9 protein-coding genes and 1 pseudogene are annotated in these 13,043 nt (G+C 67.4%); 7 read left to right on the forward strand and 3 right to left on the reverse strand.

Translation table 11 applies throughout. The features are described 5' to 3' along the window. Positions 1-108: 108 nt before the first annotated feature. The 4 genes and pseudogenes from AC1DKV_RS11705 to AC1DKV_RS11720 form a co-directional block, all read left to right on the forward strand. Positions 109-1,317: a glycosyltransferase family protein gene (locus AC1DKV_RS11705; protein WP_441614574.1), complete on the forward strand. Its 1,209-nt coding sequence runs from the start codon at positions 109-111 to the stop codon at positions 1,315-1,317. A gap of 164 nt (positions 1,318-1,481) precedes the next feature. Then, complete coding sequence (locus AC1DKV_RS11710) at positions 1,482-2,171, forward strand: DapH/DapD/GlmU-related protein (protein ID WP_441614576.1); 690 nt, start codon at positions 1,482-1,484, stop codon at positions 2,169-2,171. A 142-nt stretch (positions 2,172-2,313) separates the two neighbouring features. Then, entirely contained in the window at positions 2,314-3,456 is a 1,143-nt protein-coding gene (locus AC1DKV_RS11715; RefSeq protein ID WP_441614578.1) for an acyltransferase family protein, read from the forward strand. Between the two features lie 41 nt (positions 3,457-3,497). Next, a pseudogene (locus tag AC1DKV_RS11720) lies at positions 3,498-3,932 on the forward strand (IS3-like element ISAzo10 family transposase); the annotation flags it as partial. A 280-nt stretch (positions 3,933-4,212) separates the two neighbouring features. Here the strand turns inward: AC1DKV_RS11720 and AC1DKV_RS11725 are convergent. After that, positions 4,213-6,171, reverse strand: coding sequence for a hypothetical protein (locus tag AC1DKV_RS11725; RefSeq protein ID WP_441614580.1), 1,959 nt, complete (start codon positions 6,169-6,171; stop codon positions 4,213-4,215). 67 nt (positions 6,172-6,238) lie between these two features. Then, positions 6,239-6,823 (reverse strand): phosphatase PAP2 family protein, encoded by a 585-nt coding sequence (locus tag AC1DKV_RS11730; RefSeq protein WP_441614582.1) that lies wholly within the window; start codon positions 6,821-6,823, stop codon positions 6,239-6,241. Between the two features lie 281 nt (positions 6,824-7,104). Between AC1DKV_RS11730 and galU the strand changes: the two genes are divergently transcribed. Further along, positions 7,105-8,097: a UTP--glucose-1-phosphate uridylyltransferase GalU gene (gene galU / locus AC1DKV_RS11735; RefSeq protein WP_441614584.1), complete on the forward strand. Its 993-nt coding sequence runs from the start codon at positions 7,105-7,107 to the stop codon at positions 8,095-8,097. 45 nt (positions 8,098-8,142) lie between these two features. On the opposite strand, the gene AC1DKV_RS11740 is transcribed toward galU, so the two are convergent. Further along, entirely contained in the window at positions 8,143-8,613 is a 471-nt protein-coding gene (locus tag AC1DKV_RS11740; RefSeq protein ID WP_441614586.1) for a GDP-mannose mannosyl hydrolase, read from the reverse strand. Between the two features lie 551 nt (positions 8,614-9,164). On the opposite strand from AC1DKV_RS11740, the gene AC1DKV_RS11745 reads away from it, so the two are divergent. Together AC1DKV_RS11745 and fdnG are read left to right on the forward strand one after the other, a co-directional pair. Continuing rightward, a complete protein-coding gene (locus AC1DKV_RS11745; RefSeq protein ID WP_441614588.1) occupies positions 9,165-9,323 on the forward strand; it encodes a hypothetical protein in 159 nt (52 codons plus the stop codon). Between the two features lie 639 nt (positions 9,324-9,962). Then, positions 9,963-13,031: a formate dehydrogenase-N subunit alpha gene (fdnG, locus tag AC1DKV_RS11750; protein ID WP_441614590.1), complete on the forward strand. Its 3,069-nt coding sequence runs from the start codon at positions 9,963-9,965 to the stop codon at positions 13,029-13,031. Positions 13,032-13,043: the final 12 nt, after the last annotated feature.

The raw sequence follows: 13,043 nt of genomic DNA on the forward strand, positions 1-13,043 counted from the left end.
GGCGTGGCCACATATTGGCGGCTGGCGCGGCAGGCACGGTGCTAATGTGAAAAGGACGAGTCTTTCGCAACCTGCAGCACGGCGGCCCGCGCCGGGCCTGGATACGCCATGCCCGACCCGACCGCACTGATCATCGAGCACGACTTTACCGGGCACCGCTGGCGCTATGTCGAATGGGCGATGCAGGCTTACCGCGAAGCCGGGTATCACTGCATGGTAGCGACCGATCCGTCAAACCGCGATCACCCTCTCGCACGGCGGCTGCTCGACAGCCCCCAGCCGCACACCACGCTCCTGTTCGTGCCGGCGCCGGCCGCGGCGGGCGACGGCCTGGGCCGCATCGCCTATGTGCGCTTCTGGCGCATGTTCCGCCACGCGTTCCGCATCGCCAGCGCCGAGCGCGCCGCCTCGCTGGTGGTCGTGCCCTATGCCGACTACTTCCTCTATATATTGCCGCTGCTGGGCTCGCCGTTCGGCGCCGTGCCCTGGGTCGGCATCACGATGCGCGCGAACTTCCATCACAGCAAGGTGGGCGTGAAGGCGCCCAGGCGGCCGCTGGTCAACGCGGTCAAGACCTGGCTGTTCCGGCGCGCGCTCGGCACCGGCGGCATGAAGACGCTCCTGTCGATCGACCCGACGCTGCCGCAATGGTGCGCGCGCGCCGGCGGGCGCACGCAGGATGTCGCCTCGATTGCCTGCGTCGCCTATCTTGCCGACCCGTGTCCGGATGCCCTCCCGGCCGATCCCGCCGCGGCCAGGGCGCGCTTCGGGCTGGGCGAAGGCGCGCACCTGCTGGTCTACGGTGCCATCACCGAGCGCAAGGGCATCTGCGAACTGGTGGCGGCGCTGGCGGGCCGCCCGCATGCGCCGGCCCTGGTGGTGGCGGGACAGCAGGATGCGCAGATGCGCGCATTCCTGAGCGAGGCCGCGCCTGCATTGCTGCCTCCGCCGCTCATCCTGGACCGCTTCATTACCGACGAGGAAGAAGCCGCCCTGTTTTGCGCCTGCGACGCGGTATGGCTCGGCTACAAGGGGCACTACGGCATGAGCGGAGTGCTGGTGCAGGCTTACCGCGCCGGCAAGCCTGTCATCGCCACGGCCGACGGGCTGATCGGCTGGTTCTGCCACGGCCGCGAACTCGGGCCGGTGCTGGAGGATCTCTCCGTCGCGGCCATCGGGCGCGCTCTCGACCAGCTCGCCTCGCCTGCGCGCGCAATGCAGCCGGCGGTACCTGCGCAAGGGCCACCGCGCGCCCACCTGCTGGCGCATAACACCCTGAGCGAATTCAAGCAGACGCTGCGCCGCGCGGCCATCTGAGGCCCGCGACCCGCGCGCCGTAGTGCGATGCCGCCAAAACGCCCCTTGCCAGAGGCCAATCCGGCCAAATAGCGGTGCGCCCGCGTTTTCACGTTCGATAATTTTCCCGACAGGAACGAAATGAATGAAATCGCCAGCGGAACGCGAAGCACGAAGGGCCGGACATGAAAACCGAAGCTTACGCAGATTACCTGGATCGGGCGGCCAAGCGCCGCGAAGCCGGCGCAGCGGATGTGCGCGACGGTAGCCGCCAGGCATACGCAGGCCGCGCCGGTGGCCGAGTCATCGATCTCGACCTCGCCGGCAAAGGCAACTATGTCCGCCGCCGCAGCCAGCTGGTCGAGGCGATCTGGTTCGTGATCGAGGCGCTCATCATCAACAACAAGCTGATGCCATTTTCCGGCCTGCGCGCCGGCCTGCTGCGGCTGTTCGGCGCGCGCATCGGAAGGCACTGCCGGCTGGTCCATCCGATTCGCGTCAAGTCGCCGTGGAACCTGGAGGTCGGCGACAGTTGCTGGTTCGGCGTGGACGTCTGGATCTACAACCAGGCGCCGATCCGCATCGGCTCGAACGTGTGCATCTCGCAAGGCAGCTTCCTCACGGCCGGCTCGCACGAAGTGGACGGCAGCATGGACCTGCAGGTCGCACCGATCGTGATCGAGGATGGCGTGTGGATCACCGCCAGGTGCGTGGTCCAGAAGGGCATCACGATCGGGCGCTCGGCGGTGGTCACGCCGCTGTCGGTGGTGCATTGCTCGCTGGAGCCCGAAGGCATCTACGGCGGCAATCCGTGCCGGTTTATCCGCAAGCGCTTCAGTACGCCAGGTGAACCTGGCACGCACGGCGAGCGGTAAGCCTGGCGCGTACAGCACGCCGGGCCAGGTGGCCAGCGGCCAGCCAGGCGCCGCCCGCACCCTGGCCGCGCCGGGGGCCGCCGGAACCAGCGCCGGGACCACCGCCGGGACCATTTCGGAAGCGCCCTTGGAGGAGAACAATATGGAAAACCCGGCCACCCACGGCAAGCACATAGGAAACCGCTCGATAGAGCTGGATTTCGTTCGCGGGCTGGCCATCATTGCCGTGATGGGGATGCACTTCCACACGGTCGCGACCGGCAGCCAGTGGATCGCGCTGCTCGAGTACCCGCTCAAGAACTTCGGCCGCGAGGGCGTCAACCTCTTCTTTACGCTGAGCGGCTTCCTCGTCGGCGGGCTGCTGCTGCGCCAGTATGCGCAGCGCGGGCAGGTGGATGCGCGGCGCTTCATCATCCGCCGCATCTTCAAGATCTGGCCGGCGTACTACGCACTGATCCTGTTCCACGTGCTCGCGGGCAGGCACCCGACCAGCTCCTTCCTGTACCAGAACCTGACGCACTTGCAGAACTATTTCGGCAGCTCCATCGCGCAGACCTGGAGCCTTGCCGTCGAGGAGCACTTCTACCTGTTCCTGCCCGCGGTGCTGCTGCTGGTGGCGCGCTGGAGCCTGCGCGCCGGCACCATCCTGTGGGTGACGGCGGCGCTGTGCGTGGTGGTGCTGGCGGCACGCTGCTTCGCGGTGGCCAGCGGCGACCTCGAGGGCGCTTCGGCCTACACGCAATACCGCATCGACAGCCTGCTGTACGGCGTGATGCTGGCCACGATCTACTGGATGAAGCCCGAGCTGTACCGCCGCATAGCGAGCCGGAAGCTGGTGCTGGTATCGGTCGTCGCGGCCACGGTGGTATGGCTGGTGGTGCTGCAGCGGAACCTGGTGCTGGAGGAAACCATCGGCTACACCATCCAGTCGATCGGCTTTGCCGCGCTGATCGTGCTCGTGCTCGAGTATTCCGGCACGCTGCGCAGCGCACGGCTGTACCGCGCGGTGGCGTGGATCGGCGTGTACTCCTACGGGATCTACCTGTGGCACTCGGTGGCGCTGGCGCCCGGCGAGATCTTTATCCGCAAGGCAACGGCGTTCGGCGTACCGGCGATCCCGCTATGGGGCCTGGCGCTGGTGGTGCAGTTCGCAGTCGCCATCCTGGTCGGCTATGCCGCCACGCGGGCCATCGAATTTCCGTTCTTGCGCATCCGGGACGCACTTTTCCCGGCCAACCGGCGCGGCCAGCCGGCGCTGCAACCCGGCGAACAGCACGCCGCCTAGCGCACCGGATACCGTCGCACGGAGAAACAGGGTGAACCACAGTGGCTAGGTATGCTCAGGCCATCAAGGATCTCGCGGTAGCGCGGATGCTGCCTCCCGAGAATGCCAGCGTCGAGCAGGTCGCGACCGAGATGCATATCTCGTTGGCAGCACTCGGGCGGTGGCGCGCCGATGCCATGGCCATGCCGTCGGCCGACCCGGCTGCGGCCGGCGAAGCCCGGCTCGAAGCCGTGCTGGCCACCGGCGCCATGGGCGAGCTGCAGAAGTCCGCCTGGTGCCGCGAAAACTCGGTCGACCCGCTCGAGCTGGAATACTGGCGCCGCAGCGCCGCCGCGGCGCTGTCGGACAGCCGCGGCATGGGCGCCGTGCGGCGCCTGCACGAGCAGGACCAGCGCAGGATCCGCGAGCTGGAGCGCGAGCTGCGCCGCAAGGAACAGGCGCTGGCCGAAGCCGCCACGCTGCTGGTGCTGACCAAGAACGTCACCGCGCTGTTCGAAGCCCGGGACAAATAGCCAGTAAATAGCCAACAAATAGCCAGCCGGCATCTCGCATGGCTGCGCATTGCGCGCCGCACAGGCATGCGCAGCCGTTCGGCGCGCAGCCCGCTTCCATCCGTTCCTCGGTTCCTCTCTTCCCTCCGCGCCGCTCACCCTGGCGGTGCCATCGCAGCCGCCGTGCGGCGCAGGTGGCAGACTTGCCGCGGCGACGCAACCACGCCGGGCGCTTGCCGATGGCGCCGCGCCGGGCTCGCCCGCCCTATTGCGCGATATATCCCTCCGGCGTGGTCACGCCGGCCTGCGCCACCGTGGCGTTCGCCGAGATGACGTAGATCGGCGCCTCCGTCAGCGTGAGCGTGAGCACGCCATTGGCGTAGGGCACCGTCGATACGTTGCCCATCATGTCCAGCACCGCCACGCTGCCGCTGGTGCCGGGCGCATCCACCTGCAGCGTGTAAGGCACGCTATAGGTCGCGCTGAAGCCGGTGGAGGCGCTCCAGTTCGCATTGTTGTGCGTCCACAGCGCGGTCACTACGCTATTGCTGCCCAGGCGCTGGAATGCATAGCCGTAGACGCCGGCAGGCAAGGCCTTGAGCGGACCCAGCGTATTGGTGCCGTCGATCAGCCGGGTCATCACCGCCACCGCCAGCGCCGCGGGCTTGGGGCTGATGCTCGACGTGCCGAAGCTGCCGCTCGCGCTGGCCAGGTCGAAGAAGATGCCGTAGCCAGGCTCGATCGGTGCGTCGGCGGCGTAGAACACGAAGCTCACGTCCGCGCCTTCGCCCAGCATGATCAGGTGCGTGCGCGCCGTCACCGCACCGTGCGCGAAGAGGATGTTCTGCGTCGGGTAGTCGGGGCCGTAGGTCGAGCCGATGTCATAGCTGATGCCGGTCTCGGTGACGAACAGCTTGGCGCCGCGCTTGAGGCGCGTGGCCATCACGTGACGCAGTTCGCGCATGGAGGCCGGCAAGGCATTCGCGGCGTCGTCGGCGCTGGCGGCACCCACCAGCCGCTCTGGCGGATGCGACGGCGAAGTGCCCGCATCGTAGTAGCCATGCGCGGTCACGCCATCGAGGTACTGTGCGATGCCGAGCGGCACCAGGCGCTCGATCCAGACGGAGTTCTGCCGCAGGAAGGCGTTGGTGGTGCCCATCACCACGGCGCTGGGATCGCCCGCATGGATGCCCTGCCAGGTGGCGCGGTACATCGCCACGAAGTTTGCGTCGGTGTCTTTCCACGGCAGGCCGCCGTCATAGTCCGGCTCCCAGGTCACCTGGTAGTAGTTGGCCGACTGCGCCGGGAAATAGCGCGTGCGCACCGTGTTCGATTCCTGTCCCACGCGCGTCATGTAGTCCTGGTAGGCCGGCAGGGATTTCGGCGCATAGGCGTGGTGGGTGGTATCGGCGACGGGGCTGGCCCAGTCGGGAATGCCGTCGAGCTGGATCAGCCGCATCAGGTCGCCCGGCTTGAAATAGGACGCGAGCTGGTCGGTGGCCGGGTTGAAGGTATTGGGACCGTTGGGCTCCATCTTGTACCAGTTGCGGTTGTCGTTGGCCCAGGACAAACCCAGCGCGGGATAGAGCGGGCGATAGCCGTCGCCGTCGCAGCACGTCTGCCCCGGCGCGAGGTAGGACGTGCCCTGTCCGCCGAAGCGGTGCAGGTCCTGGCGCGCGTAGCTTGCCGCCGGCAGCACCGCGGAGATATCGGGCAGCACGCCGAACGTGGCGATGCCGTTGGGACGGGTGCCGCGCGAACGCACGCCGCCGCCGGCCGACGCCAGGCTCACCGATACGGCGAAGTAGCCGGCAATGGTCGACTTGCAGTCCAGCGTCGATACGCGCGGGCCGGCGATCACGGGGAACTGGCCGCTGGCGCGGGAGCGGCCCCAGGTGTCGGCGATGGTCCAGTTCACGACATCGGCGGCGGCGGACCGCGTCGTGACGCTGAGCTGGAAGGTACTGCCTGCGGGGAACAACCGCGTGCCGTCGCTGCCCGGCGTATCGGCCTCGAGGGTATCGCCGTCCGGCGCGGCATCGGTGCTGGCGGCGGGCGCGGCGCAATTGAGGATGCCGCTGTCGGTCACGCCCGCCGCGGCGGCGGGCGGCGCGCTGCCGTTGGCCTGGGGCTTGGCCTTGTCGGCGCTGCGGTCGCCTCCGCACGCCGTGAAGGCGAACAGGAGCAGGCAGGCGGCAAACGGGAACGGGACATGTCTGGCCATGGCGCGCTGGCGGCGGCACGGCTGGGGCCCGGCAAGCAGGCGGGGAAGAAGCGGCACACTAGCCTCCCTAACGACAAATCACCGGTGCGTAGTACGGTGAGTAGTGCCAGATGATCTGCTCGAAAGGGGCATGGCGTCCATAGGCAACCGTGCACAAGCCGAGTAGTGCAACCCCGGCGATCACGCCATTGCCGAGCCGCCGGGGCGCGGCGGCGCATGCGCGCAGCACCCAGCCTCCGATCGTGCCGCCCAGCAGCCATCCCGCGATCACTTCGGTCGGGGTATGCGCGGCGAGCATCACGCGGCTCAGGCAGATCAGCGCCGCGAGCAACAGCCCCAGCATGAAGCCGCCGTCGCGCCATGCCGGCCTGATGCTGCGCAGGAGCAAGGCGAGGAACACCGACCACACCGCCGCCGACAACATCGCGTGGCCGCTGATCACGCGCATGTCGAAACTCTCCAGCGACATGCCGCAGCCGGCGTTCAGCAGCTTGCTCGCCAGCACCAGCGCCGCGCCCGCGGCGAGGCTGGCGGCCCAGCGCAAGGCGACCCGCCAGCCGTCTGCCTGCAGCAGCCACAAGGCCACGGCCAGCGCCAGCGGCAGCGTCACCGCGGCATCGCCGAGGTCTGTGATGCGGTACCAGTTCATCATTCCTTCCATTGCGCACAGGCACGCCGGCACGCTTGTGCCGCCCCATGTCCGACTCTAGTCGGGCCGCGCCGGCCTGTGGCGCGCGCACCGCCGCGCTGGCTGAATATGGCGAACTGTTGGCAGATGCCCGGATCGGCGCGGCGATACGCTGGCTGCACCTGGACCGGCCGCAGCCGTCTTGCAGTGCGCTTCGCTGCCGGTTCCGCGGTCCGTTTTGCAGTTCGTTTTGCCCCCCATCTCGCAGCAAGTCAACGGAAGAACCACACTACGGGAGTCGCTCCATGCTCAAGATCAGGAAAGCCGTATTTCCGGTAGCCGGACTCGGCACGCGCTTCCTTCCCGCCACCAAGGCAAGCCCGAAGGAGATGTTGCCGGTCGTCGACAAGCCGCTGGTCCAGTACGCCGTGGAAGAGGCCATCGCGGCCGGGATCACCGAGCTGATCTTCGTCACCGGGCGCAGCAAGCGTGCCATCGAGGACCACTTCGACAAGTCGTACGAAGTGGAGGCGGAATTGCTGGCGCGCGGCAAACAGTCACTGCTCGACCTGGTGCGCGGCATCAAGCCCGCCCACGTCGATTGTTTCTATGTGCGGCAGGCGGAGCCGCTCGGGCTCGGCCACGCGGTGCGGTGCGCCAGCAAGCTCATCGGCGACGAAGCGTTCGCGGTGATCCTGGCCGATGACCTGCTGGACGCGCGCACACCCGTGCTCAGGCAGATGATCGAGGTCTTCGACCACTACCACAGCAGCGTCATCGGCGTGGAAGCGATCCGGCCAGAGGATTCCCGCTCCTACGGCGTGATCGAAGGCAAGCCGTGGGACGAGCGCGTGTTCAAGATGTCCGGCATCGTGGAAAAGCCCGCGCCCGAGGCGGCGCCGTCCAACCTGGGCGTGGTCGGGCGCTACGTCCTGATGCCCAGCATCTTCGCGCACCTGAACGCGCTCACGCCGGGCGCCGGCGGCGAGCTGCAGCTGACGGACGCGATCCAGGCGCTGCTCGGCCATGAACAGGCGCTCGCTTACCGCTACGAAGGCCGCCGCTTCGACTGCGGCAGCAAGCTCGGCTACCTCAAAGCCACGGTGGAGTTCGCGCTGCGCCATGCCGAGGTGGCCGCGCCGTTCGCCGAGTACCTGCGCACCGAGTGCGCGCTATTCGCTCAGCCCGCTCAGTCCGAGCAGGCGCACCCGGCTGGCACCGCTGCCGATGCCCCCGCCGCCGCGGCCGATGGCAAGGCCGCCGGCCGGGACGCCGCCCTGGTCCCGCTGGCCGCGTGAGCCGGCCCGGCGGCGGCCTGGCACCCGCCTGGTGCACCAGGGCACTCAGCGAAAGTAAGCCTTGGTGTTTTCATGCACATCGTCGCGGCCGAGGAGTTCCGCCGGGCTCATCCAGCGATATGCACTGTGCTGGCCCGGCGTGCCCACGGCAGCCTCCCTCGCCTCCTGCGTCCCGGCAGGCATCGTCCAGGCGTAGGCCAGCACGACATAGTGGGTGGTGACGCCAGGCTCGCCGGCAAAGTTGTCCGGGTAAAGGTGCTCGAACACGCCGCGCGCGGTGGCGCTGGCACGCTCCACGCCGGCGATGCCCAGTTCGTCCGCCACGATGCGGCGGAATGCCGCATCCAGGTTTTCGTCCTTGCGGATGCGCCCGCCCGGCACGAACCAGGTGTCGCGCGCCGGGCGGTTGCGCCGCCGCCCCAGCAGCGCGCGGCCCTGCGCGTCGGTGACGATCAGGTCGATCGAGACCAGCGGGGCGTGGCGGACCACGGAAAGGAAATCCATTGCGCCAAGCATCGAATGCAGCTCCTGGGATGGCATGCGGCGGCCAGGCCAGCCGCATGCAGCAAAAGGGGAAGTCGTAAAAGGGAAGTCGTAAGGGGGACGTCGTAAGGGGGAAGCGTACCAGTACCGCGCCGGCGCGGAGGCGCCTTCGGGCGGTGGGCAGGCGAACCCGGGCTTGCGCCTGCAGGGGGGATGACCGCAGACGTCGACGCACCCTCGCCGGCGCAGAAAGGCGCCCCGCCCACCGGGGGATAGGCGAGGCGCAAAACGCGCGCAAGTGGGTCAGACCTGCACGCGGCCTTTCGAGCCTAACCGCGTCCGCGCGATTGCAGCGTGGGCTAGCGCACCAGGCGTTGCCGAAGGCGAACGATTGGCGGAAGGCGACGGCATGCCGGCAGGCCGCCGCGGGCGCCATACCACCCTGACGTTGGGTATCCCTTCAGACTGGACCACGGCTGACGTTATTTTCCATGCGGCCGGGACTGGCCTGCCGCATGCCGGGCGCCCGCGCCCGGGTATCATCGCGCGCCAGCAAACCGTGCCCGACCGCACGCAGAATCACCATGCACCCTGAACTGACCAAATTTGCAGCGCTGTGCTGCACCTTCACCGCAGTGCTCTTTACTGCGCTGTGCATCCGCTATATCCGCAAGCGCTCCCGCGTGGACCTGCGCATCGCCGAGCTCGAGGCGCAGTTGCGCGAGCGGCTGCGCAACCGCTGACGCATCGCGCGCCGACTCCCCAGCGTTGTGCGGTAATCGCACGACCAGTACACGGTCCCGGCCTGCGCGAGCGCAGGAACAGAGGCGGAAAATAGGGGCTATTCTCTATACTATGTCTTATAGGCAATACGTATGATTCGTCGCGTGCCAAGTCGCAGCAAATACCTATAAATCCGAGAACTGGGCCAAGCGCGGTTTTGCCGCCTGGAACGATTTGGTTGCCGGTCTTCGCTGTGTGATTCCAGCAATGCCTACGCAGGCCACAGAGTCCGCGGGGCTGGAGTCACGATGTGCGGGATGTCGCGGGGTGTAAAAAGCCATTCTTCGGAATGGCTTTTTTTATGGTTGTGACCCGTCCTGCACAAGCTGAAGCAGGTTGAAGCAAGGTAGAAGCACGGTTGAAGCCTGGTCGACACGGTTCCCGCGCGGGGATGTTGTCGATCGGAAGTGGCTTCCGGGCGCCTGGGCCGGGGCATCACGGCCCCAAGCGGCCCAGGGCGGTGCGACCGGCAACGCCCCGCGGAGGCCGCCCTCGCGGCAAATCCCTCAAAAAGCCGCAATGCCATGCCATTGTGCATCTGGCTTCCTATACTGGACGAGACAATCCCCACCGCTGTCGCCATGCCCAGGAGGGTAGCCATGGTAACGATGAACCGGCGCCAGTTCCTCAAGATAACCGGCGCATCCCTAGCAGGCTCCAGCCTGGCGCTGATGGGATTCTCCCCCGGCGAGGCGCTGGCGGAAGTGCGGGCCTACAAGCTGGCGCGCGCCACCGAGACCCGCAACACCTGTCCGTACTGCTCCGTGGCCTGCGGCATCCTGATGTACAGCCTGGGCGACGGCGCCAAGAACGCCACCGCCAGCGTGATCCACATCGAAGGCGACGCCGACCACCCGGTCAACCGCGGCACGCTGTGCCCCAAGGGCGCCGGCCTGATCGACTTCATCCACAGCCCCAGCCGGCTGAAATACCCGGAGTACCGGGCGCCCGGCTCGGACAAGTGGCAGCGCATGTCGTGGGACGACGCGCTGGATCGCATCGCCAAGCTCCTGAAGGAAGACCGCGATGCCAATTTCGTCGACAAGACGGCGGACGGCAAGACGGTCAACCGCTGGCTGACCACCGGCATGCTGGCCGCATCCGCCAGCAGCAACGAGGTGGGCTACCTCACGCAGAAGACGATCCGCAGCTTCGGGATTCTGGCCTTCGACAATCAGGCGCGCGTCTGACACGGCCCGACGGTGGCAGGTCTTGCCCCGACGTTTGGCCGCGGTGCGATGACGAACCATTGGGTCGACATCAAGAACGCGGACGTGGTCCTGATCATGGGCGGCAATGCGGCCGAGGCGCACCCGTGCGGTTTCAAATGGGTGACCGAAGCCAAGGCGCACAACAAGGCCCGGCTGATCGTGGTCGATCCGCGCTTCACGCGCTCGGCCTCGGTGGCCGACATGTACGTGCCGATCCGCACCGGCAGCGACATCGTCTTCCTCGGCGGCGTGATCACCTACCTGCTGGCCAACGACAAGATCCAGCACGAGTACGTGAAGAACTACACGGACTTCTCCTTCATCGTGCGGGAGGACTTCGCCTTCGACCAGGGCATCTTCTCCGGCTACGACGCCGGCGAGCGCAGCTACGACAAGTCCACCTGGGACTACGAGCGCGGCGACGACGGCTTCGTCAAGACCGACCCCACGCTGGCGCATCCGCGCTGTGTGTTCAATATGCTCAAGCAGCACTACGCGCGCTATACGCCCGAGATGGTGGAGCGCGTGTGCGGCACGCCCAAGGACAAGTTCCTGGCGGTGTGCGAGATGATGGCCTCCACCGCCTCGCCCACGCGCGCCATGACCATCCTGTACGCGCTGGGCTGGACGCAGCACTCGATCGGCTCGCAGATCATCCGCACCGGCGCCATGGTGCAGCTGCTGCTGGGCAATATCGGCATCGCCGGCGGTGGCATGAACGCGCTGCGCGGGCACTCCAACATCCAGGGCCTGACCGACCTGGGGCTGCTGTCGAACCTGCTGCCCGGCTACATGACGCTGCCCAGCGAGGGCGAGCAGGACTACGACAAGTACATCGCCGCGCGCGCGCTCAAGCCGTTGCGCCCCAACCAGCTCAGCTACTGGCAGAACTACCCCAAGTTCCACGTCAGCCTGATGAAGGCGTGGTGGGGCAACGCCGCCACCGCCGACAACCAATGGGCCTTCGACTACCTGCCCAAGCTCGACAAGCCGTATGACCTGCTGCAGGTGGTGGAGCTGATGAACCAGGGCAAGATGAACGGCTACATCGCCCAGGGCTTCAACCCGGTGGTGGCCGCACCCAACAAGGCCAAGCTCATCGCGGGCCTGAGCAAGGTGAAGTTCCTGGTGATCATGGATCCGCTGGCCACCGAGACTTCGGAGTTCTGGCGCAACCACGGCGAGATCAACGACGTCGATCCGGGCAAGATCCAGACCGAGGTGTTTCGCCTGCCAACCACCTGCTTCGCCGAGGAAAACGGCGCGCTGGTCAATTCGGGGCGCTGGCTGCAATGGCACTGGAAAGGCGCGGAGCCCCCGGGCGAAGCGCGCAGCGACCTGGAGATCATGTCCGGGCTGTTCCTGCGCATGCGCAAGATGTACCAGGCCGATGGCGGCAAGTACCCCGACCCCATCGTCAACCTGACCTGGCAGTACGCCGACCCGGCCAGCCCGAGCCCGGAAGAACTGGCCAGGGAATACTCGGGCCGCGCGCTGACGGACCTGCAGGACCCAAAGGATCCCACCAAGTTCACGCGGCGCGCCAACGAGCAGCTGGCCGGCTTCGGGGAACTGCGCGACGACGGCAGCACCGCCAGCGGCTGCTGGATCTTCTGCGGCGCGTGGACTGCCGCCGGCAACCAGATGGCGCGGCGCGACAACGCCGACCCCAGCGGCATCGGCCAGACCCTGAACTGGGCCTGGGCGTGGCCTGCCAACCGGCGCATCCTCTACAACCGCGCCTCGTGCGACCTCAGCGGCAAGCCGTTCAATCCGGCGCGTCGGCTGGTCGCCTGGAACGGCAAGAGCTGGGGCGGCGCCGACGTGCCGGACTTCAAGGCGGACGAAGACCCGGCGGGCGGCATGAGCCCCTTCATCATGAACCCCGAGGGCGTGGCGCGCTTCTTCGCCCGCGCCGGCATGGCCGAGGGGCCGTTCCCTGAGCACTACGAGCCGTTCGAGACGCCGCTGGGCTACAACCCGCTCAACGACAAGCAGCCGCAGGCCACCAGCAACCCGGCCGCGCGCGTCTTCAAGGGCGACCTGGAGGCAATGGGCAAGGTGGCGCAGTTCCCGCATATCGCCACCACGTACCGGCTCACCGAGCATTTCCACGGCTGGACCAAGCACGCCCGCATCAACGCCATCCTCCAGCCCGAGCAATTCGTGGAGATCGGCGAGGCGCTGGCCAAGGAGATCGGCATCAGCGCGGGCGACCGGGTCAAGGTGTCGTCCAACCGCGGCTTCATCAAGGCCGTGGCGGTGGTGACCAAGCGCATCAGGCCGCTCAAGGTGGACGGCAAGACACTGCACACGGTCGGCATCCCGATTCACTGGGGCTTCACCGGACTGGCCAAGCCGGGCTTCATCACCAACACGCTGACACCGGTGGTGGGCGACGGCAATTCGCAGACGCCCGAGTTCAAATCCTTCCTCGTGAAGGTCGAGAAGGCCTAGGGAGGAGCATGC

Source organism: Cupriavidus sp. 05T41, from assembly GCF_056396525.1.